General features: G+C 36.2%; 25 protein-coding genes and 1 riboswitch. Of the genes, 16 read left to right on the top strand and 9 right to left on the bottom strand.

Translation table 11 applies throughout. The annotated features are described in order from the left end of the window. Positions 1-56: 56 nt before the first annotated feature. From QNH29_RS19765 to helD, 7 genes are all read left to right on the top strand, one after another. Complete coding sequence (locus QNH29_RS19765; RefSeq protein ID WP_283861039.1) at positions 57-779, top strand: polysaccharide deacetylase family protein; 723 nt, start codon at positions 57-59, stop codon at positions 777-779. Between the two features lie 183 nt (positions 780-962). Next, positions 963-1,106, top strand: a riboswitch (cyclic di-AMP (ydaO/yuaA leader). Positions 1,107-1,205: 99 nt separating this feature from the next. Next, positions 1,206-1,610, top strand: a complete 405-nt coding sequence (locus QNH29_RS19760) for a sporulation protein (protein WP_283861038.1) — start codon at positions 1,206-1,208, stop codon at positions 1,608-1,610. 144 nt (positions 1,611-1,754) lie between these two features. After that, a complete protein-coding gene (locus QNH29_RS19755) occupies positions 1,755-2,102 on the top strand; it encodes a hypothetical protein (RefSeq protein WP_283861037.1) in 348 nt (115 codons plus the stop codon). A 121-nt stretch (positions 2,103-2,223) separates the two neighbouring features. Then, complete coding sequence (locus QNH29_RS19750; protein ID WP_283861036.1) at positions 2,224-3,732, top strand: aminotransferase class V-fold PLP-dependent enzyme; 1,509 nt, start codon at positions 2,224-2,226, stop codon at positions 3,730-3,732. A gap of 108 nt (positions 3,733-3,840) precedes the next feature. Further along, on the top strand, positions 3,841-4,335 hold the full coding sequence (locus QNH29_RS19745) for a L,D-transpeptidase family protein (protein WP_283861035.1): 495 nt from the start codon (positions 3,841-3,843) through the stop codon (positions 4,333-4,335). Positions 4,336-4,477: 142 nt separating this feature from the next. After that, positions 4,478-5,353, top strand: coding sequence for a hypothetical protein (locus tag QNH29_RS19740; protein WP_283861034.1), 876 nt, complete (start codon positions 4,478-4,480; stop codon positions 5,351-5,353). Between the two features lie 180 nt (positions 5,354-5,533). Next, on the top strand, positions 5,534-7,858 hold the full coding sequence (gene helD, locus QNH29_RS19735; protein ID WP_283861033.1) for an RNA polymerase recycling motor HelD: 2,325 nt from the start codon (positions 5,534-5,536) through the stop codon (positions 7,856-7,858). A 45-nt stretch (positions 7,859-7,903) separates the two neighbouring features. Here helD and QNH29_RS19730 read toward each other — a convergent pair whose 3' ends face one another. After that, entirely contained in the window at positions 7,904-8,041 is a 138-nt protein-coding gene (locus QNH29_RS19730; protein ID WP_283861032.1) for a BA3454 family stress response protein, read from the bottom strand. 92 nt (positions 8,042-8,133) lie between these two features. Here QNH29_RS19730 and QNH29_RS19725 point away from each other — a divergent pair, with 92 nt between their 5' ends. Then, positions 8,134-8,613: a GNAT family N-acetyltransferase gene (locus tag QNH29_RS19725; protein WP_283861031.1), complete on the top strand. Its 480-nt coding sequence runs from the start codon at positions 8,134-8,136 to the stop codon at positions 8,611-8,613. Here QNH29_RS19725 and QNH29_RS19720 read toward each other — a convergent pair. Then, positions 8,610-8,843 (bottom strand): hypothetical protein, encoded by a 234-nt coding sequence (locus QNH29_RS19720; protein ID WP_283861030.1) that lies wholly within the window; start codon positions 8,841-8,843, stop codon positions 8,610-8,612. The genes QNH29_RS19725 and QNH29_RS19720 overlap by 4 nt on opposite strands. 246 nt (positions 8,844-9,089) lie before the next feature. Between QNH29_RS19720 and asnS the strand changes: the two genes are divergently transcribed. After that, positions 9,090-10,481, top strand: a complete 1,392-nt coding sequence (asnS, locus tag QNH29_RS19715; RefSeq protein ID WP_283861029.1) for an asparagine--tRNA ligase — start codon at positions 9,090-9,092, stop codon at positions 10,479-10,481. Between the two features lie 49 nt (positions 10,482-10,530). Here asnS and QNH29_RS19710 read toward each other — a convergent pair whose 3' ends face one another. After that, positions 10,531-10,704: a hypothetical protein gene (locus tag QNH29_RS19710; protein WP_283861028.1), complete on the bottom strand. Its 174-nt coding sequence runs from the start codon at positions 10,702-10,704 to the stop codon at positions 10,531-10,533. Positions 10,705-10,856: 152 nt separating this feature from the next. On the opposite strand from QNH29_RS19710, the gene QNH29_RS19705 reads away from it, so the two are divergent. Continuing rightward, the gene (locus QNH29_RS19705; RefSeq protein WP_283861027.1) at positions 10,857-11,078 is read left to right on the top strand and encodes a helix-turn-helix domain-containing protein; all 222 of its coding nucleotides are present in this window, start codon (positions 10,857-10,859) and stop codon (positions 11,076-11,078) included. 260 nt (positions 11,079-11,338) lie between these two features. Then, on the top strand, positions 11,339-11,539 hold the full coding sequence (locus QNH29_RS19700) for a cold-shock protein (protein WP_283861026.1): 201 nt from the start codon (positions 11,339-11,341) through the stop codon (positions 11,537-11,539). An 85-nt stretch (positions 11,540-11,624) separates the two neighbouring features. On the opposite strand, the gene QNH29_RS19695 is transcribed toward QNH29_RS19700, so the two are convergent. Next, positions 11,625-12,239: a PH domain-containing protein gene (locus QNH29_RS19695; RefSeq protein WP_283861025.1), complete on the bottom strand. Its 615-nt coding sequence runs from the start codon at positions 12,237-12,239 to the stop codon at positions 11,625-11,627. 187 nt (positions 12,240-12,426) lie between these two features. On the opposite strand from QNH29_RS19695, the gene QNH29_RS19690 reads away from it, so the two are divergent. Further along, a complete protein-coding gene (locus tag QNH29_RS19690; RefSeq protein WP_283861024.1) occupies positions 12,427-13,395 on the top strand; it encodes a DMT family transporter in 969 nt (322 codons plus the stop codon). Positions 13,396-13,443: 48 nt separating this feature from the next. On the opposite strand, the gene QNH29_RS19685 is transcribed toward QNH29_RS19690, so the two are convergent. From QNH29_RS19685 to QNH29_RS19670, 4 genes are all read right to left on the bottom strand, one after another. Further along, positions 13,444-14,304 carry a DUF421 domain-containing protein gene (locus QNH29_RS19685; protein ID WP_283861023.1) on the bottom strand — a complete coding sequence of 287 codons (861 nt, stop codon included), beginning with the start codon at positions 14,302-14,304 and terminating at the stop codon, positions 13,444-13,446. Between the two features lie 32 nt (positions 14,305-14,336). Beyond that, complete coding sequence (locus QNH29_RS19680; protein WP_283861022.1) at positions 14,337-14,597, bottom strand: DUF1657 domain-containing protein; 261 nt, start codon at positions 14,595-14,597, stop codon at positions 14,337-14,339. A gap of 40 nt (positions 14,598-14,637) precedes the next feature. Then, entirely contained in the window at positions 14,638-15,888 is a 1,251-nt protein-coding gene (locus QNH29_RS19675; RefSeq protein WP_481858742.1) for an erythromycin esterase family protein, read from the bottom strand. Between the two features lie 102 nt (positions 15,889-15,990). Then, on the bottom strand, positions 15,991-16,773 hold the full coding sequence (locus tag QNH29_RS19670) for a GNAT family N-acetyltransferase (RefSeq protein WP_283861021.1): 783 nt from the start codon (positions 16,771-16,773) through the stop codon (positions 15,991-15,993). A 1,192-nt stretch (positions 16,774-17,965) separates the two neighbouring features. Here QNH29_RS19670 and QNH29_RS19665 point away from each other — a divergent pair. The 3 genes from QNH29_RS19665 to QNH29_RS19655 all read left to right on the top strand — a co-directional run bounded on the left by QNH29_RS19665 (position 17,966) and on the right by QNH29_RS19655 (position 19,978). Next, on the top strand, positions 17,966-18,835 hold the full coding sequence (locus QNH29_RS19665) for a YitT family protein (protein ID WP_349654912.1): 870 nt from the start codon (positions 17,966-17,968) through the stop codon (positions 18,833-18,835). Between the two features lie 90 nt (positions 18,836-18,925). After that, positions 18,926-19,792: an SPFH domain-containing protein gene (locus QNH29_RS19660; RefSeq protein WP_283861019.1), complete on the top strand. Its 867-nt coding sequence runs from the start codon at positions 18,926-18,928 to the stop codon at positions 19,790-19,792. Positions 19,793-19,804: 12 nt separating this feature from the next. Then, on the top strand, positions 19,805-19,978 hold the full coding sequence (locus tag QNH29_RS19655; RefSeq protein WP_283861018.1) for a type II toxin-antitoxin system antitoxin: 174 nt from the start codon (positions 19,805-19,807) through the stop codon (positions 19,976-19,978). A gap of 192 nt (positions 19,979-20,170) precedes the next feature. On the opposite strand, the gene QNH29_RS19650 is transcribed toward QNH29_RS19655, so the two are convergent. Beyond that, positions 20,171-20,422, bottom strand: a complete 252-nt coding sequence (locus tag QNH29_RS19650) for a sigma-G-dependent sporulation-specific acid-soluble spore protein CsgA (protein ID WP_283861017.1) — start codon at positions 20,420-20,422, stop codon at positions 20,171-20,173. A gap of 148 nt (positions 20,423-20,570) precedes the next feature. Here QNH29_RS19650 and pssA point away from each other — a divergent pair, with 148 nt between their 5' ends. Next, positions 20,571-21,062, top strand: coding sequence for a CDP-diacylglycerol--serine O-phosphatidyltransferase (gene pssA / locus QNH29_RS19645; protein WP_283861016.1), 492 nt, complete (start codon positions 20,571-20,573; stop codon positions 21,060-21,062). The last annotated feature ends 54 nt before the right edge of the window (positions 21,063-21,116 follow it).

Below are 21,116 nucleotides of genomic sequence, written 5' to 3'. Positions count from 1 at the left end.
TATTAGTGGGAATAATAGACGAGATAACATCGACAATAAAGGGGAGTCCAATGATTATGTTAAGAATTATAATCTTTTTTCTGTTATTCATTAGCATTCCGGGGTATGCTCTGGCACAGCAAAAGGTTCCAATTTTAATTTACCATTCAATCGATGAGTATAAAGGGCAAGGCTCAAAAGAGTTATTTGTAACACCAGAGAATTTTGAAAAGCAAATGGTTTATTTGAAAAATAATGGATATACATTATTAACATTTGAACGTTGGAAAGATATTGGTAAGGTAAACAAACCTATTTTTATTACATTTGATGATGGCTACAAGAATAATCAAAATGCGTTTGAGATACTCCAAAAACTAAAGGATGATAAATTTAAACCAACAGCTACCTTCTTTGTTATTTCTGATTTTATAGGTTATTCTAACCGATTATCCCGAATTGATTTAAAAGTCATGGCCGAGTCTGGTACGATTTCTGTTCAGTCCCACACTGCTACACATCCCGATTTGACTAAGACAGATAATCTTGAATATGAATTAAAAGGGTCAAAAGAAAAAATTGAAAAAATAACCGGAAAACCTGTTATTGCGCTAGCTTATCCATATGGAAACGTTAATGAACGTGCTGCTACCGAAACGAAAAAGTATTATTCTTTTGGATTGACAACAACACCAGAAATCTATACAAATAAGGGGATTAAAGACGAGTTATATTACTTACCGCGAATATATGTAAAGTATTCTACCACTATAGATGAGTTTGCTAAGATGATAAAATAAAGGAATTATGGCTATTCATTGAAAAAAGGCACATAAGCATTAAATACAGATGATTCATGAGCAAACAATAGATAATTGATTGTTTTTGCTTAAAAATGAGGCTAATACGGTTAATTTAAAAAAATATCACTCTTTACAATCGAACAGGTTGAGGATAAAATTAGCCTCATAATCAACAATACTTAAATATATCGGCCAAAACCCATCCTTTATGGGTACGGAGGAACCAATTACATTGGGGTTAATTCTACTAAGTAGAAAGGATGAGGATTTATCTTTCGCCATCCTACCCGTCAGCTAACTTCGTCGGCTAAAGCGAAGGAGGTCAATAGACCGCCAAGTACAGGGGCTTTTTTGTTTTTAGGAACATATGAAGCAGCTTTACTATATGGAGGGTCTTTTATTATGCCTATTTTTAGGGAACAGGTGAAGAAAAAAATGACATTAAAAGATTATTTAACAAAACTGAAAATTGGTTTACCTAAAACAATGGTTCATTTGGATAAAAAGGTTTACGAAGCTGGAAGCGTCATAAACGGCACCATTGAGATTACAGGTGGACTATTAAAAAATAAAATAAAAAGATATGATATTGACCTTGTGGGAGTTGACTCAAAGGCATTTATCGAAGAAACAATAAATAGTCACTCCGTTTTCTGTTCTCTGGAATGCAGTCCTAACCAGACAGGGAAAATTTCGTTCTTTATCGATGTTCCTGAAGAAATAAAAATTCACAACACCTTTCAATATTCTTTAATGATTAATATCGATCTTGGGAATGCGAACAACATTACACAAAATGTCCCGATTATGATTGATGCTGTCTCATAATATATATCTATTAATCTAGTTTCATATTGTAAATCGGCAGATTATCCTATTTATTGATAAAGCTTTGTAAACTACTAGAAAACTATATGTAATCACTCACCAGTATAATAAAGTTATTAAGAATTTATTAGGGCGGGTGCAATAATGGAAGATACCATGGTTAAATCTTATTTACAGAAATCTTTAGAAGAGTGGAAGGAAGATATCTCAGTAGTCCTTGCCGAAATTGATAAAGAATATGAAGAAGTTGCACAAGAATTAAAGGTATATTCTTATAAATACGGGATTACTAAACAAGTCATTCAATCGACAGTGAACGAGGAAATTATTGAAAGTATACGCCAAAGATATCATAAACCGTTTGAGGAAAGTTATAATCAATTAAAGGAATATATAAAAGACTTAGAAGAGAAGCAGCGAGTTTTTCACATGTTTGTTCAAAAAATTGATGAAGTAAACCGCAAGGAATCATCCAAGAATACAAGCTTATAAATAGTATTATAGTCTGATCCATATGGATTAGGCTTTTTTTATCATTATTTGAGAATCGTCGGCAAGTGAAAGGATATTTGCATATCATAATTAGCAGGATTTTTATGAGAGGTGCTGAATTATGATTACTGCAAGGATCGGAAGCAAGTGTTATCAACTGCCTGAAAATCTTGAGGAATATTTTATTAAATTTCGGTCTGGAATCATCGGCATTGATCAGGAATTTGATTCACCTTATGGAAAGAAATCGATTATTTATGCTGATTGGACGGCAAGTGGAAGATTATTTCGGCCAATTGAACAAAAAATCTCGGAGGAATTTGGTCCGTTTATGGCTAATACACATACGGAATCCAATATTACGAGTTTAATGATGACCGGAATTTATAACCAATCAAGAAGAATCATTAAGGAACATGTAAATGCTGATGAGAATGACGCACTGATTCTTGATGGTTTTGGAATGACGTCTGTCATGAATAAATTACAAAGATTATTGGGTATTAGAATCCCAGATCAATGGAAAGACAAAATAACGCTATCTGAAAGAGATCGGCCAGTTGTTTTTCTCACCCATATGGAACATCATTCCAACCAAACCTCATGGCTTGAGACATTAGCAGATGTTGAGATTATAAGACCAGACAGTAAAGGATATGTAGATATAAGTCATCTTGAACAACTTCTTTTCCACTATCAAGATAGAGCCTTGAAAATCGGCTCATTTACTGCATGTTCAAACGTTACAGGTATACAAACACCCTATCATCAGCTGGCAAAAATCATGCATCAGCATGGGGGACTTTGCATTGTGGATTTTGCTGCCTCTGCTCCTTATGTAAAAATTGATATGCACCCGAAGGACCCACTGGAGAAACTCGATGGTATACTGTTTTCTCCACATAAATTTTTAGGTGGACCTGGTACGAGCGGCGTCTTAATATTTGATAAACGAATGTATACAAGTAAGGTACCGGACCATCCCGGAGGAGGAACGGTAACTTGGACAAATCCCTGGGGTGAACATCAATACATTAAGGACATTGAGGTTCGGGAAGATGGAGGGACACCTGGCATTCTTCAGGCAATCCGAACAGCCTTATGTATAAGGTTAAAGGAACAAATGGGTATCGAGAAGATTTTAGCGCGAGAAAAAGAACAGCTAAAGTTGCTTTTAACTGGATTAGAGAATGTTCCTAATCTTTATATATTAGAGGGTCATCATCGAAATCGAATCGGGATTGTTTCATTTACCATTCCAAACATTCATTACAATCTCATTGTCCGGCTGTTAAATGACAGGTATGGAATTCAGGTTCGAGGCGGGTGTTCTTGTGCGGGAACATATGGTCATTATTTACTGCATATTGATCAGAACAAGTCTAAACAAATATCCCATCAAATTGATTTAGGTGACTTATCATCTAAGCCAGGCTGGGTCAGGTTTTCATTACACCCTATTATGACTAATGCTGAAATTCAATTATTTAGTAAGGCGATAAAGGAGATTGCGGGTAATATTGAGGATTGGAAAAAAGATTATGTGTATGATGCGGCCACAAATGATTATTTTTATATAAAGCATACTCGCCAGGATATGTCTGCACTCTTTTGTTTTGCGGATGAATAGTCTTTTCAAAGCTGCAATCGGACGTTAATCGTTCAGACTGCAGCTTTTTTATGTGGCAACGCTTTGTATATCGCGACATATAGTAATAATAAAGGTGGGGATAGCAACATGATTCATATTGTGAAGCGGGGCGATACACTTTACCAAATCTCGTTGGATTATCGGGTAAGCCTCGCTAGTCTTTATGCAGCCAATCCCGGGGTTAATTATCAGCAATTATATGTAGGTCAAAAAATACAAATCCCTGGTCTGCCGGATCCAAATACAATCCCCTATACGATACAAATTTCGATAGGGAAGAGGAGACTTTCGCTATACAGAAATGGCAGGCTTGAAAAAATCTATCCGATTGCTGTAGGAAAAATGCTCACAGGAACACCGACTGGAGAATTTGTGATTGTTAACCGTCAAATGAACCCAGGTGGACCTTTTGGTGTTTTGTGGATGTCTTTATCCAAACAGGGGTACGGAATTCATGGTACGAATGATCCAAGTTCAATAGGAAAAGCAGTTTCACATGGTTGTGTGCGAATGTATAACCGGGATGTACTTCAACTTGCCGAAAAGGTTCCAAATGGCACTAGGGTAATCATTAGACCATGATAATAAACGACTAAGGTCGATTATATAAAATAATCAGCCTTAGTCGTTTTATTAAAAGAAGTGCATCCAATACCATTGTGGAATGAAAAGGGGTTTATTTCAAATACTAACAATAAACTCATGAATGAAATGGGACATGTATATGAAAAAACCAAAAAAACAAAATAAAATACCCTTTATTATTTTGTTTATCATCCATTCAAGCATGCTTGGCTACTCTTTTTACAAGAGCAAAAATAAAAAGCAATTATTCACACTATTAATGGCTGATATTGGATTTGCTTATTTGTTAGAGTATGTAGTTTTAAATGTTTTTCATGCTTATACCTATAAACCGAAAATAATGAAAAAGAACTTCTTTGACAACGTTTTTGGTGCTATTTTATCTCAAGGTATCTTTGTACCTTTTACTGCTGTTTTCTATACTGTTGTAAAAATAGGCTTGATTGGAAAGATATTACTTGGAGGCGTTTATTTTTCACTCGTTGAACTACTATTTCTAAAGCTAAAGGTTTATAAGCATAATTGGTGGAGAACCATATATACATTAATTTTGATTCCTCTGTACTTTAATATTAGTGATTGGTGGAACATTCTTTTAGAAAAAAAGAATCCCGTGGTTCGTTTTATTTCTCTTTTTTTTATGATATTGGTTACAGAAGCTAATTTGTTATTTTTATTTGCTTCAACTAAAAAGGTTCGTTTCGGAGCTGGGAAGTTTCATTCTTGGAAAGAACATTTTATTGTTGTTCCTTTGTATGCAATACCCTTGTCTTTTTTTGCGACATCATCATTTTTAAAACAGAATAATTGGTCTGCAAAGCTAAGTGTCTTTCTCATGACAATTGGGTTAGATCAACTATTTAAGAAACGGAAAGTAGTAAAGGAAAAATTCCATGTAGTAGATTATTTTGCGGTCAGAATACTGGCGATATTTTTATATGGAAAGTTTAGAGACCTTGTTTACGGTGAAATGGAAGATAGTAAGGGTAAAATGCTAAAAGAAAATCAGGAATAAACATAAAAAAACACGCCTTTAGGCGTGGGAGTCTTATTGTAATTACCAATTAATCATGATAAAATGAATGTTGGTCTTAGATGAAAATGCACAAAAGACAAATCATCTCTATAATATATTAACACATCAAAAGTGCGTCTGTCAAATTTTTAGCGACAAAATTTTCTGGAGAGTGGTCAAATGAGTGATACGGTAAAAAATGACTTGCAAATCGAGCAGGAACGTGTGAATTTTGTTAGTAAGGAAATCGATAGGAAAAAGCTAAAGCTCCAGAAAAATACTGGTGGTGTTAGTTCAGATGTACTTGAGCTTCGAAAGACATTCTGGGAAGATGTAACTGTTAATATGGATGAGCCCGATGACGTGATTGAGACGGCAGCCAGTATTAAGCAACAGGCAGAGTTATTGTCAGAACGGGAACGTACATTTAAACAAATGGATAAACAGATTCGAATCCTTGATCGCTTGAAATATTCACCGTATTTTGGACGGATTGATTTTTTAGAAACAGATGAAAAGAATGTTGATCAGGTTTATCTCGGAATTGCTTCCCTAATGGATGAGCATGATGAGGATTTTTTAATTTATGATTGGCGTGCCCCTATTTCAAGTCTTTATTATGATCATGCTCCAGGTCCTGCTTCTTATCCAACCATGGATGGGGCAATCAAAGGCGAAATGAAGCTGAAAAGACAATTTATCATTCGTGATTCCAACATTAAAGCGATGTTCGATACCGGTGTAACCATTGGTGACGAAATGCTCCAAGAGGTCCTTGGAAATAATGCAAATGCGCAAATGAAGAGCATAGTCGCTACAATCCAGCGTGAACAAAATCAGATTATCCGTAATGAGAGAAGTAAACTTCTTATTGTTCAAGGTGTAGCAGGCAGCGGTAAAACATCTGCAGCCCTTCAGCGGGTTGCCTATTTATTGTATAGATATCGTGAAACAATTAAGTCGGAGAATATCATGTTGTTTTCACCGAACCCCTTATTTAACTCCTACGTATCGACGGTACTCCCTGAACTAGGGGAAGAGAATATGGAGCAGGCTACATTTATGGAATATCTAAATAATAGAATTGGCAGTGAATTTGATGTCGAGGACCCTTTTGACCAAATGGAATTTTTACTCAATGATCAGGAAAAACCAGACTATCATACCAGGGTTAAAGGAATTCGGTATAAGGCAAGCTTAGCGTTTAAAGATATCATTGATCGGTATGCTGAGGAACTGTCCGACAAGGGTCTTATCTTTAAAGATCTTGTATTTCGCGGCGAAGTTATCATATCTAATGAACTGATTTATAATTATTTTTATTCGCTCGATACGAGCTTCACCATTCCTAACCGAATGGAAATGGTAAAGGAATGGCTTTTAAGAGAGTTAAAGAGGAAAGTCAAACAAGAACGTTCTAAAAGCTGGGTAGAGGATGAGGTTCAATATCTTGAAAAAGAGGACTATCTTAAGGCATATCAAGAATTACAAGGGAAAGAGCGCTTTACAGAGAAAAGTTTTGATGATTTTGAACAAGAACAAAAGATCTTGGCAGAGAAGGTAGTTAAGCAAAAATTCCGGCCATTATTTTCTCGTGTTAAAAAGTTAAATTTTCTCGATATGAAAGGATTATATAGCCAGTTATTTAGCAAGGGTCCTGAAAATCAGGAAGTCCTTCTAGATGATTGGACTCAAATTTGTACGCAGACAGTGGAAACATTAGCAAACTATAAAATATCCTACGAGGATGCGACGCCGTTTGTCTACCTACAGGATTTAATTAAAGGAAGAATGACTGCAACCGGTATTCGTCACATTTTTATTGATGAAGCACAGGACTATACACCACTGCAGTTTGCATTAATACAACGACTATTCCCTTATAGTAAGATGACACTGCTCGGGGACTTTAATCAGGCCATCTTCTCAGGTGCAACCGGATCAGCTACAGTTATATCGGATTATGAACAAAAAGGGAAAGAAGTTGAAAAGATTATTTTGACAAAGACCTATCGTTCTACGAAGGAAATTGTCGATTTCACCAGCAGTTTGATTGAAGGTGGTGAAAAAATTGAACCGTTTAATCGTCATGGAAAAAAGCCATCGGTAAAACTAGCGGAACTTAACCAATTAAATGGGTTTGTTTTGGGGAAAATAAATCAATTGTTAAAAGAAGGGCATCGGACGATTGCGGTTATATGTAGAACAGCTGCAGAGAGTAAAAAGGTATACGCCGCACTTAAGGAGGATATTCCGGTACACCTGATTGAGAAGGCGACGATTGCATACGAAAAAGGGATACTGGTGATTCCATCGTATTTGGCAAAAGGGATTGAGTTTGATGGTGTTATTTTGTATGATAGTTCACAATATAAAAATGAAAGTGAACGGAAATTATTCTATACTGTGTGTACACGTGCGATGCACAGATTGCACATGTATGCAACCAGTGAGATTAGTCCGCTTATGAGCGGAGTTCCGAAAAAACTATATGAGTTTGAATAAATGCATAAAAACAGCGGCCAAAAGTTGGTCGCTGTTTTAATCCAATTAGCTATTTTTCCATTGTTTTTCCACTTGTTCAAAAGCTAGGCGATAAATTTCTTCTTCTGGCGTGTTAGGATTTGCTAAAACATTAGTTAAGTAGTCTTTTCCTTCATAAGTTACTTTTACATTTACTTGAAGCATTGTATCACCTTTCTCATTATAGTTTTTGAAAATTTGGATGCATTTTAGGAACTATTGCTAAAATGGTTTTATTCGTTTAGATAGGAGGTCAAATGATGTCAGTTCATTTTGAAGAGATTACAAAAGAAACGCTTTATATTGCGCTTGAGATGATTAATTCAAATCCATATTACAATCTTGTTGAAAATGGCAATGCCCTAAGGGAGCTTGCAGATATAGAAAAAGAGTTTTTGAATCCTGAAACCATTAGTGTTTTTATTAAGCTCGATGAAACCTATATTGGGGTTATGGATTACTTAATGGAAAATCCAAAAGATCAATGCCCATGGCTGGGACTATTAATGATTCATCGTGATTATCAAGGATTTGGTTTTGGTGCACAGGCATATGCATTATATGAAAGTGAAATGCGTAAACGAGGTTTAGATCGAGTTCGTCTAGGTGTTATAAAAGAAAATGTGAAGGCGAAACATTTTTGGGAATCTTTAGGATTTCTTTATATTAAAACAGCTTTAAGCGAAAATGGCAAGGAAATTTTCGTTTATGAAAAAAACTTCCCGAAGGAGGCTTAAACCTCTAGTAATAAGAATTCCTCGGCAAACTTCTGAACCTGAATTTTGTCGACATTATTCTTTCTTAACATAGATTCTGCCAGTACTAAGTGTGGGTGAAGCGAAGCATTTCTTTTTAAATCCCTGATCGATACATCGCCATTCAATAATTGAATGGCTTTTTCCCGGATGTCTTGACTGGTAGAAGAATGATACAGGAGAAAAGCAATACAAGTAACTTTATCCATCATCAACACTCCTTTTTTATATCAAGAATCGAACATTTGTTTATAAATTCGACTATCCTTAGTAATAATCCTGCTAATATTCTGAAAAAATATGAGACTAACATGATTATTGTAGAATATTGCTTATTTAGCGGGAGTTTTATATAATATTGGAGGGATTAAAGAAACAATGATATTCTGGAAAATTACCTTGCGTCCCATGGGCGGGAGGATTTTTATTTTTACATAAGAGTTGGAGGTTGTATTTTAATGAAACAAGCCTTAATTAAGGATTTGTACAGAAATACAGAAAGCTACATAGACGAGAAGGTTCAATTGTCAGGCTGGATTCGTACGATTCGTGATTCGAAAACCTTTGGTTTTATTGAGTTGAATGATGGCAGCTTCTTTAAAGGAGTTCAGATTGTTTTTGACGAACAGCTTGAAAATTTTAAGGAAATTGCAAAACTCCCAATTAGTTCATCAATTAAAGTTGAAGGAGATTTCATCCATACTCCTCAAGCCAAACAGCCATTTGAAATTAAAGCGACTCATATTTCTATTGAGGGTCTTTCAAATAGCGACTATCCATTACAAAAAAAGAAGCATTCATTTGAGTATTTAAGAACCATCGCGCATTTAAGACCGCGGACGAATACATTTTCTGCTGTGTTTCGTATTAGGTCTTTAGCTTCCTATGCGATTCATAAATTCTTCCAAGACAAAGGATTCGTTTATGTCCATTCACCAATTATCACTGGAAGTGATACAGAGGGCGCGGGCGAAATGTTCCGTGTTACCACACTGGATATCGATAACCCTCCTAAGAATGATGAGGGGAAAACGGATTTAACGAAGGATTTCTTTAATAAAGAAACCAATCTTACAGTAAGCGGCCAGTTGTCTGCTGAGGCTTTTGCCTTAGCATTCCGGAATGTTTATACATTTGGTCCTACCTTTAGAGCGGAGAATTCAAATACAGCGAGACATGCTGCTGAATTCTGGATGATTGAGCCGGAATTAGCTTTTGCTGAGCTTCCTGATATCATGGACTTAGCTGAAGACATGGTTAAGTATGTAATTGGCTATGTCCTTGAGCATGCTCCAGAAGAAATGAATTTCTTTAATAGTTTTATCGAAAAAGGCTTACTAGACCGCCTAGATAATGCCCATACTTCCAGTTTTGGCCGTGTGACTTATACAGAAGCCATTAATCTATTGAAGGAATCAGGCGAAAACTTTGCTTACCCAGTTGAATGGGGACTAGATCTTCAAACAGAACATGAGCGCTATCTATGCGAGAAAGTATTCAAAAAACCAGTCTTTGTAACAGATTACCCGAAGGAAATCAAAGCCTTTTATATGAGATTGAATGAAGACAATAAGACAGTTGCCGCAACTGATTTACTAGTACCGGGAATTGGGGAATTAATCGGCGGAAGTCAGCGTGAAGAACGCGAAGACATTCTTGCTGGAAAAATTAACGATCTTGGTATGAATGAAGAAGATTATTGGTGGTACCTGGAGCTTAGAAAATACGGTAGTACAAAACACTCCGGCTACGGTCTAGGCTTTGAACGCTTAATTATGTACCTTACTGGAATGTCCAACATCAGAGATGTTATCCCATTCCCAAGAACAACTGGTAATGCAGAATTTTAGAAGTATTAAAAGAAGACCAATCCATGGGATTTGGTCTTTTTTCATTCATCTATTGAGTTTGAAATTCTTCCTCGAAAAAAAATGTACCGGGATGTTCCTTAACAATGTAAGAATATCTTTTCATGTTTTTGACATACTGCCATTTTAAAATCGTTACTTCTTCGCCAGTGTCTTTAAGTTTCACAGTTTGCCCGCTATTGAATCTGTTAGTTGAATTTCTCAAATCAACACCCCTTTTTTTCATCAACTTTAATTATAACACATTCTTTGTTCAGCTGCTTGTTTCGAATTAATGAAGCTTTTTCATATGAAAAATGATATTCCTTTCATTTACATTTTCATTGTGTTACACTATTTAAAAAGTGAGGTGTCATTTTGTCAAATTATAAAGCAAAAAAAAGCAACCTCAAGGAATTATTATCAAAAAACAGCATGAACCTCGAAGGATTGCAAAAGAGTACCGACATTCCTTTAGAACAACTGAACGGGTATATGTCCAAGAAAGTAATGAATCTAAGTGCAGCAATGACAATTTCTAAAGAATTAAATTGCCAGATCGAGGATTTATACGACTGGGAACTAGAAGAAAAAATTTAAGTTCTTCTATTACGTCACTAGGGTAATCACCCTAGTGACATTTTTAATAACTTGACCAGTCTGTAAGAGGTTTATGCAAGCATAAAAAAGGGAAAAAAATGGACGAGACCTTGCTTAATTTTTCTTTCTTTGGTATGATTATGAAGAATTATTTTTGTTCGGTAGTAAAGGGAAGAATAAGTTATTGCTTTTCGCCTGGATCTTTAAAGAGCAAGAATAGTAATACAATGTGTGGGATTACACACTAGGAGGCAACAAATATGGAAAACGGTAAAGTAAAATGGTTTAACGCAGAAAAAGGTTTCGGATTCATCGAGCGCGAAGGCGGAGAAGATGTATTCGTTCACTTTTCAGCAATCCAAGGCGAAGGCTTTAAAACTCTTGAAGAAGGTCAATCAGTAACTTTCACTGTTGAGCAAGGCGCTCGTGGACCTCAAGCTGCTAACGTAAACAAAGCTTAATCACATAGCGTGAAAAAAAACAGACCTTTTTAGGTCTGTTTTTTTTGTATATCAATACCTCTATGAAAAGAGGTACTGATATCTTTTAATTATTAATATATTTTTCAAATACATAGCCAAAGTCTTTAACACTATATTGCTTTTTGCTATCCTCCAACCATTGGAAGGCTGCTTGGTTTAGCATTTTAAATTGAACGACCAAGTTGTTATCAGAACTATTAACTCGGCCTAATGTGGTTGACGCGATATCTAGGCTTTCTTTTGCATATCGAAGTGAAATTTCATTGTCATGTGTGATTTCTGATATTTTAATCAGTGCCTTGTATAAATCTTTCACTTCTTCTATATGTTTTTTATGAACGTCAATAGAGAATGGCTGTGATCCGATTTTAAATTTAATTTCGATATCGAGGTCGACCGTTCCCGCTGTTTCCAGCTTAACATCTGAGATTCGATTTGTGGCATAACTATAGCGATGAAGCATCCTCTTTTTACTTGTTGCACTTGTTCCGTCAAGATGAATGAGGGCATTATTGGTGAAACAATATTCATCTGATTTTGATTTTATTAAAAAATAAATCCTTTCGTTATCTTCATGCATAACATAATCATCAGAATCAACCTTATCATAGTTTTCTGGTTTAATGACCGAACCGACATCACTTAATCCTAATATATCTGCTGCTACTTTCCCAAACATCGTATCAACCCCGCTTACCCCAATATTTTACTTGCCATTCAACTATACGGATATGTTCTCGAGAAGTTTCAAGACTTTTGAACGACAAAATAATTTATGCTGAAGATTTTTAACATATGCACTTTTCGTAAAACGATAAATCATGTTACTTAGAATTCAAGATTAGAATGGAGGGGAATAGAGTTAAATGCGTCCAATGTTCCTGGGTACTATGGCTGCCTTCTTTTTTGCTTTTACGTTTATCATCAATCGATCCATGGAGCTAGAAGGGGGGAGCTGGATTTGGAGTGCTTCACTTCGTTACTTCTTTATGATTCCTTTCCTGCTGCTTCTAGTTTACGGGAGGAAAAACCTTAAGCCTTTATTTGTAGAAATGAGAAAAAACTTGCGTGCATGGCTATTATGGAGTTTTATAGGATTTGGTCTATTTTACGGACCGATATGTTTTTCAGCCGCCTATGCGCCCGGCTGGCTCATTGCTTCCAGCTGGCAGATTACAATCATTTCTGGCTCCCTTCTGGCGCCGTTATTTTTAGAGACCGTCATGACTCCTAATGGTCCAGTCAAGATAAAGGGAAGAATACCTATGAAAGGCATGGCTATGTCGTCGATTATTTTGCTGGGGATTATTTTAATGCAGATGGAGCAGGCAGATTCTCTTCGTTTGAGGGAAGTTTTCGCAGGCGTTATCCCTGTCATCATCGCGTCATTTGCCTATCCTCTAGGCAATAGAAAGATGATGGATGTGTGCGGAGGGAGGCTGGATGTTTTTCAACGTGTATTAGGAATGACACTGGCAAGTATGCCGCTATGGATCGTTTTAGCTATTTATGGCTTGTTTACCGTGGGCCCGCCAAGCATTGGCCAATCTGTCCAATCTGGAATCATTGCAATTACATCTGGGGTGATTGCAACTATTTTATTTTTTCAAGCAACAGATCTTGTTAGAGGAAATATGCAAAAACTTGGGAATGTGGAAGCAACGCAGTCGATTTCGGTATTGTTTACCGTCATCGGAGAGCTAACCTGGTTGAACGCAGCTTTGCCATCGATAATTTCATGGACTGGGATATTGCTGGTTATGGGAGGAATGATACTTCACAGCTATGTGTCGCATAAAAGCGATATTCCTAATGTGAAGAAAATCCATGCATAACGTAACAAAGCCCAATCAGTTGTATGGATTAGGCTTTATAGTAGATGTTTAACTAGTAAGATAGGGTGTTAGTTTTTCAATTGTCTCCTGCACGAGATTTGCATTTTTTTGATAAACGACTTTGGAGGTTTCGTCTTTCGTCTCTAGCGCAAATATCTCTAAATCAACCTGTGTTTTTTTTAGGGATGATAATAAAAGTGGACGCTGGTTAGGAGAAGGTATTTGCAATTTGTCATCATATACATCGACGGTTAATTCTCCGTATGAATCAACCTGCCCGATAAATACATTTTCAACAGTAATCCCAAGCTTTTCTAACTCTGTCTTAAGCCAACCTCTACTCTTTCCAGAGGCACTCAAGGGTACATCCAAAATACTGCCGTCCATTATGATTGTTTGGGGTGCTTTTTCATTAGCTACTTTCATGTTCAAGTCTTTAGGTGTCAATGGGCGATTTTCTTTTTTCAATAAAGCACTAAGGTTTCCCCGTGGTTCCAATACAGCAAATTCAACATCGGCGACGCGATAAATATCTTTCTGGCGAAGAAGGGCTGACAATTCATCAATCGAATATTTTTCCTTCTTTAAATTTTCTTCAAGGACCTTACCATCCTTGATTAAAACCGTGCCTTTTCCTTCTATAAAGTCCCTGAAGGTTTTACTCTTTAATGCTAGTAGGTCAGCAAAAAGTGTTGCAAAGGTAAAAATGGTAATAGCCATCATACCCTGAAACATATTTTTCTCTAGGCCAGCAATTGCCTCGCCGGCAATACTGCCGATGGTTATTCCAGAAACATACTCAAAAAAAGACAGTTCAGAGAGTTGCTTTTTACCAAGGAATTTTGTCATAAAAAATAAAAGAGCTAAAAAGATAAAGGAACGAACAATTGTTTCCGGCCAGCTAGCCAAATTTCTTCACCTCTTAATTACAACATTTATATTTAAAGGTTAAGTCGATCTAGTTCCAAGATTCGTAATTGCAAATCTTTTTTTACGGAAGTGATGGTTAACATGGATTGATGGAATACTTCTTGGGCACTAGGATCTAGTGAATTTAACGCAAGGGAAGATAATTGTGCTTCAATTCCCTTCAAATTTACTAGGCATTGCTTGATATTTGCAGCATTGGACATGAACATTACCTCTCTCTTACGAACACTAATAGGGTTGGCAGGGACACCAACCCTATTAGTATTATTCATTTTTTTTCCCTACATATGTAAACAGGTTCTAAACAAATTTTTAATAAATAAGACTTCCTAATTCAAGGGGATGTAATGCATGTGTTTTATCTATAAAGATAAATCCATCATACCGGCTGCTCATGACAGATGGAACATAATTTCCATATTGCTCATATTCCGGCCTGTACACAACACCAATAGCTCGGTGACCAATTGTTTGATTAAATTCTCCACGATTTTCCTCGTTAAACAAAAGATATTGGTTAAATGCCCCTGCTTTATGCATGAGGTTTTCCCAGCTTCCAGCTTGCGCCTCTGGAACATTCGTAACCCGAAAGTCTACTCCCCATTCGGTGGAAGCAATCACGGTTCCACTGTTTGTTCCAAAGCCAACAATGTATACATCTTCTGGATAATTTTGCTCTCTTATTAATTGGCCGACATTTACCATTCCAGCCTCTTTCATATCAGTGGCACGGGCGTCGCCTACATGCGTATTGTGTTCCCAGATGATTACTTTTGCGCCCTCACCATAATACTTCATAACCGAGTTCAAAGCTTCCACCATGTGGATGTCTCTTACATTCCAAGATTTTGAATCGCTTTGGACCATTGTCCGGTAATATTCTTCTGCATTAACCGTAACAAGTGCATTCACTTCCATATTTAAACTGTTTTCTTCTTCATCATCATATTTCCACTTGTTTTTCTGAATGGAATGAAGAAGAGCGACAGCTTCTTTAATACAGTTTTCTGATAAATACCCTGCCGAAACGGCGTAGGATTCATTATTTCGATTATAAGGTTCAAAACAGTTGAAGGCATTTCTTGCTTGTTTGAGGCCCGAATTACCAGTCCGCTCAAAATATTTTATGATTTCGTCCATACTCTCCCAAAGGCTATAAACATCCAGTCCATAAAAACCCACTTTATTCTTACGTTTTGTTTGTTGATTAAAATTTTTTAACCAGTCTACCAAATCAATTATCTCTTCATTCGCCCACATCCATGTTGGCCAGCGATTAAAACTTTCAAGAGCACTTCTAACATCGGTATGTGATCCAATGTTTTTTATATAACGATTAATGCTTTGACAAGATGGCCAGTCTCCTTCAACAGCAATAACTGAAAATCCTTTTTCCTTGATTAACCTTTTTGTGAGTTCAGCACGAATTGTATAAAATTCCGAAGTACCATGGGAAGATTCACCGAGAAGAACATACTTGGCATCACCAATCGCATCTAACAGAGGATTAAGGTCATCCACCGACTCAAAGGGTTTAGTGTGTTTTTTTACGGATTCAAACAAAAGCAGACTTCCTTTCAAACATAGTGATACTGCTAATGTTCCCTAACGGTAAATTGAAATAACAAAAAACTCCTAAATTAATATAAGGAGTTTTTGCATATTTTATCTGTACATCGTCCACTTTCCAATATCCTTAAATCCAAGCCGTTTATAGATTCGGCCAGCCTCAGGATTATCATAAAATAAGCATAGAACTTTACCTTCATTTAACACATCTTTAAAAAGCTTTTGCATAATTGCTGTTGCTAATCCTTTGCGGCGATATTCCTTCCGGGTACAAACACCTACAATCATAGCAGAAATGGAATTTTCAGCTGTCGTAGAAACACATGCTGTCATCTGTCCGCTATCTTCGGTGAAGTAGCTTCTAGCAGTATTGGTTTGCATCGAAGTTTGTAACATTTCAGCCGCATCTTCTCTAATTTGAAATTCATCAATTGATCTGCGGATAGATAAAATGCGGTCAATGTCATCAAGTGTGGCTTTTTTTATTTCTATATCAGTTTCACCAAGATTTTCAGTACTTTTACACTCCGCAAAATAAGTTTCCTGCTTTGTACCAAGCTGAAGATCCTGGAATGCTTCGAATTTCTCAACAATATCTGATTTACCGGATAGGAAGAACGGCCTTGGATAGGAGGTCATAATTGATACAAACTCACCAACGTTAAATTCGCCTTTTGCATAAGGGATAAAGGATTGATAGAATCTGAGTAGTACAGCCTTGATTTCTCCCTGTTTATTGAATTCAGCCCAGATTTCTTGGAAGTCAGAATCATAGCCAAAAACCTCTATATCTCCAATAATAAATAAATTGATGGAGGGTTCTTCACTTAAAAAAGAAAGGACTATGTCGTGGTCATTTTGCGTCAATTTTCTAATCATATTTCTCTCCCCCTTTGCTGTTTCTAGCGTAATCAAATAATTGTTAAATTACAATAAATAATTTAATAGTTATACCGTTAATTTTTATAATAGTCTAGTAATTTTGAAATATTCACCAATTTGTCACAACACCATGTGTAAAAGGGATATTTCTGGTGCTATACTATAGATGTAAAGGATAAATAAATAATTAACTTCTTAGGAGACTCAACCATCCGTGTTCGTTCCGTTTGTGAACGAGTAGTAAAGGTTTTCCATTTGCAATGTTTGGTAAGTGGAGCGATGTAACTTGAATTGGAAAGGTGTAATTCGACAAAACATTCTATTTAGTGAATGAGTGAATTGACTATTCAAAACAAAGACAAAAGTTATTGGATCTGGGAGTAAGGTAAACTTTATCTACCTATTCAAAATGTACGTAGGTAAATCCCTAAAGCCAAAATGATTTTTCTTAAAATTATGATGGAAGCTTCCTTTTCGAGAAGAAACCTAAAGTAATGAAGAAAAGAAGAATCAAAATTCCAATAACCGAGACAAATAGAAGCAAAAACTCTATTTGGTCCTAGTTTTTGAAAAGAAGCCCAACTAAAGAGAATGGATTAAGTTAGCAGATAAATATAGTTGATAAATGAAGCCTCTTTATCAATATAGTTATCTAACCCTTAAACCAATTCAAATCCTACATTGCCAGGAAGCTGACCCAAATAAAGGATATGAGTCCCGGTAATACCAGTAAGTTTTGTTTCTTTAAAGGAATTTGAATTCCATCACATTTCATGTGAATTAATTCCTTCAACGGAACAACACCCATTGGCTAAAGCTTAGACCTTCTATTAAGACCAGTAAAATGACTAAATGGAAGAATGAAGCGACATTTTGGCTGATGTCATGGTTGGGTCCCCTAAGAGGTTAAATTCCCAAGAAGCTGTCTCAATAGAGGCGGCTTCTTTACTGTCTTTCAATGGTTTTATTACAGCAAATTATTGATATAGGCACTCTCTTGATAGGAACGGAAGACACTTGGCTCCATGAAAATTTCGTAAACGACATGAAAAAACTGGGAAATAAAAATGAGTAAAAATTCAAAAAACTATCAATTTACTGATATAATGGAATTAGAAATTTATCCGAAAGGGGCAAGATAATGTCAGGAATTCCAAATATTAGTGAAAATGAGCAACAAAGAGTGGTCATGGAAAAAGTTCAACACCGGGGATTGCCAACTACTAAGATTATTCAAAGAATTATGCTTATTACAGTTGGTGCAGCATTAATGGCCATAGGGTTGGAAATTTTTCTTGTACCCAATCATGTTATTGATGGAGGCATTGTAGGTATATCGATTATGCTTTCCTATTTGACTGGTTGGAAATTAGGTTTATTTATCTTTCTTCTTAATATCCCATTTTTCTATATCGGTTATAAACAAATTGGAAAAACCTTCGCTTTATCCACTCTTTATGGAATTATTATTCTATCAATTGGCACCACATTGCTTCATCCAGTACCTGCATTTACTCAGGATATCTTACTTGCAACCGTTTTTGGGGGAATCGTTCTCGGAATTGGGGTTGGGATGGTCATCCGCTATGGAGGATCCCTGGATGGGACTGAAATTCTTGCTATTCTTTTTAATAAAAAGCTTCCTTTCTCTGTTGGTGAAATTATCATGTTTTTTAATTTATTTATTCTTGGAAGCGCAGGCTTTGTTTTTTCCTGGGATCGGGCAATGTACTCGTTGATTGCCTACTTTGTAGCTTACAAAACCATTGATATCACCGTTACCGGTTTAGACGAATCCAAATCGGTTTGGATTATTAGCGACAATTCTCAAGAAATTGGTCAGGCAATTATGAACCGCCTTGGCCGTGGCGTTACGTATATAAATGGAGAAGGTGCTTACTCGGGTGATCATAAGAAGGTAATATTCTGTGTGATTAATCGTCTAGAGGAAGCAAAATTAAAAGAAATCGTTACTGAGAATGATGAAAATGCATTCCTTGCCGTTGCTGATATCGCGGAAGTTCGCGGAGGCAGGTTCAAGAAAAGAGATATACATTAAGAAAACTGCCGTTTTGGCGGTTTTTTTGTATCTATTTTGATATTAAAGTGATATCATAATGATATAGAATATTACAAAGGAGTGATTGACTTGAAAGAAAAAGAAATGTTAAAGGTGAATGGGATAATTGGTGTTGTTCTTTTTCTTATATTTGGTGGAATAATGATATTTAGTTTCAGGCAATTTTTATTGACTGAGAATTTTCTTATTTTGGCTGGAGCTTTTATAACCCTCATCTTAACTGTCCTTGTAATATCAGGGTTCACGATTATTCAACCAAATCAAGCAAAGGTTTTTACACTTTTTGGAAGTTATCTTGGGGTCATCAAAGAGGAAGGCTTTTGGTTGTCTGTTCCGTTAACAATTCGAAAAAATGTCTCACTTAGAGTTATTAATTTCAACAGTGATAAATTAAAAGTTAATGACTTGGAGGGTAACCCAATTGAAATTGCTGCAGTAGTCGTTTATAAGGTGTTTGATTCCGCAAAAGCGGTTTTCGATGTTGAAGATTATAAAGAATTCGTGCATACTCAAAGTGAAACGGGTTTGCGCCACATTGCAAGTCAATATCCATATGATAACTTTAATAATGATTATGAAATCTCTTTGCGTCAGCATTCTGATGAGGTTGCAGAAGAATTAACGAAGGACCTGCAGAATAGGCTTCAGCTGGCTGGTGTGGAAATTATCGAAGCTAGAATCATGCACTTAGCCTATTCTAGTGAGATTGCTCATGCAATGCTTCAACGACAACAAGCTAAGGCAGTTTTAGCTGCTAGAAAAGTCATTGTTGAGGGAGCTGTATCAATGGTAAAATCTGCGATTGACCAATTGAGTACAGAGGGGATTGTCGAGCTTGATGAGGAAAAAAAAGCGCAAATGGTAAACAATTTAATGGTAGCGATAGTTTCAGAAAAGGGAAGCCAGCCGATAATCAATACAGGAAGTATCTATTAAGGTTGTGGTATAGTGGCTGAGAAAAAAAGATTTCTATTGCGCATTGATCAGCAAATTTACGACGCGCTTGAAAAATGGGCGGATGATGAACTCCGTAGTGTAAATGCTCAAATAGAAATAATCATAAAAAAAGGTCTAAAAGACTCGGGGAGACTTAAAAACTCCAGTAGGAAAAATGAAAAATAAGCAGGCAGATTTATCAGCGGAGGCGGGCGATCTTATGAAATCGCTCGCTTTCTGTCGTTTATTGAAGAAAAAGAAAGATAAAACATCGTGTTTTGTCGTTGTATGCGCTTACCTAGGAAATATGTAAAAAGGAACTCGAATTATTTCCCTTAGCAGAGATGCTAGGAAAAAACTAACATCTCTGGGTTAAAACTAAAATAGGAGTTCGTATACTTCATTCAATTCATGAGCTCGTTTTTCATCTTGTTCTTCTTTGGCATGGTTAATTTCCCTAGGAAGCATGTTATTTAAAAAGTTAATTTCCTTTTGAGTCAGATGTCTTACAAAATCACCCTCATTTGAAAAATTCCCTTCAGACAATTTTCGATATAAGTGTCTGCCCTCGGAATGGTCATCAGTGTAATTTGATAAGATTTCACGTAAATAGCCCAAAGTTTTGTCCATTGTCAACCACCCTTTCACTACTATCTTTTGACGAAATGGTATTTATAATACCTATATCATATTTCAGATTCACAAATAGAAATTTGGTGCAGAATATTAAAGAAGCATCAGTGGATAGAAGGATTGCCACAAAAAAGGGGGGAGCTGCTTGATAAACCATCTGGTGAGAGCGATGCCAAATTTATTTACGATTGGAAATTTATTATCAGGGGTATTTTCGATAACTTTTAATATGAACGGATACTTACAGGTGGCTGCCATGTTTATTTTTTTATCTACAATATTCGATTTTTTTGATGGACGGTTAGCGAGAAGATTGAAGGTAAATAGTGAATTCGGAGTAGAACTTGATTCTCTAGCCGACATAGTCAGTCTAGGTGTTGCACCTGCACTACTATTTTACTCGTTGGAACCTCCGTCCATTTTGACAACCATCGCATTTGTGTTATTTCCAACTATGGGGGCTTTACGGTTGGCAAAATTTAATGTGAAACCAACAAGAGGTTATTTTATGGGACTGCCTATAACGGCAGCTGGACTACTAATGGCTTCTATGGGGTTATTCCTGTATAGTAATGCATTCATTACCCTTTTACTTTCAATTCTTATGGTGAGCCCGGTAAGGATAAAAAAGCTTTAACATATTATGTGAAATATATAAACAAATAACATTTTAACAGGAGTTTACCAATCA

Source organism: Neobacillus sp. DY30 (assembly GCF_030123065.1).
Classification (GTDB): domain Bacteria; phylum Bacillota; class Bacilli; order Bacillales; family Cytobacillaceae; genus Neobacillus.
This window is presented reverse-complemented; position numbering and strand designations above follow the sequence as displayed.

Bases quoted from the DNA above. Each gene is read 5' to 3' on its own strand.
- QNH29_RS19765 (WP_283861039.1), top strand. From the start codon at position 57: ATGTTAAGAATTATAATCTTTTTTCTGTTATTCATTAGCATTCCGGGG.
- QNH29_RS19755 (WP_283861037.1), top strand. From the start codon at position 1,755: ATGGAAGATACCATGGTTAAATCTTATTTACAGAAATCTTTAGAAGAG.
- QNH29_RS19750 (WP_283861036.1), top strand. From the start codon at position 2,224: ATGATTACTGCAAGGATCGGAAGCAAGTGTTATCAACTGCCTGAAAAT.
- QNH29_RS19745 (WP_283861035.1), top strand. From the start codon at position 3,841: ATGATTCATATTGTGAAGCGGGGCGATACACTTTACCAAATCTCGTTG.
- QNH29_RS19740 (WP_283861034.1), top strand. From the start codon at position 4,478: ATGAAAAAACCAAAAAAACAAAATAAAATACCCTTTATTATTTTGTTT.
- helD (WP_283861033.1), top strand. From the start codon at position 5,534: ATGAGTGATACGGTAAAAAATGACTTGCAAATCGAGCAGGAACGTGTG.
- QNH29_RS19730 (WP_283861032.1), bottom strand. From the start codon at position 8,041: ATGCTTCAAGTAAATGTAAAAGTAACTTATGAAGGAAAAGACTACTTA.
- QNH29_RS19725 (WP_283861031.1), top strand. From the start codon at position 8,134: ATGATGTCAGTTCATTTTGAAGAGATTACAAAAGAAACGCTTTATATT.
- QNH29_RS19720 (WP_283861030.1), bottom strand. From the start codon at position 8,843: ATGATGGATAAAGTTACTTGTATTGCTTTTCTCCTGTATCATTCTTCT.
- asnS (WP_283861029.1), top strand. From the start codon at position 9,090: ATGAAACAAGCCTTAATTAAGGATTTGTACAGAAATACAGAAAGCTAC.
- QNH29_RS19700 (WP_283861026.1), top strand. From the start codon at position 11,339: ATGGAAAACGGTAAAGTAAAATGGTTTAACGCAGAAAAAGGTTTCGGA.
- QNH29_RS19695 (WP_283861025.1), bottom strand. From the start codon at position 12,239: ATGTTTGGGAAAGTAGCAGCAGATATATTAGGATTAAGTGATGTCGGT.
- QNH29_RS19690 (WP_283861024.1), top strand. From the start codon at position 12,427: ATGCGTCCAATGTTCCTGGGTACTATGGCTGCCTTCTTTTTTGCTTTT.
- QNH29_RS19680 (WP_283861022.1), bottom strand. From the start codon at position 14,597: ATGAATAATACTAATAGGGTTGGTGTCCCTGCCAACCCTATTAGTGTT.
- QNH29_RS19670 (WP_283861021.1), bottom strand. From the start codon at position 16,773: ATGATTAGAAAATTGACGCAAAATGACCACGACATAGTCCTTTCTTTT.
- QNH29_RS19665 (WP_349654912.1), top strand. From the start codon at position 17,966: ATGGAAAAAGTTCAACACCGGGGATTGCCAACTACTAAGATTATTCAA.
- QNH29_RS19650 (WP_283861017.1), bottom strand. From the start codon at position 20,422: ATGGACAAAACTTTGGGCTATTTACGTGAAATCTTATCAAATTACACT.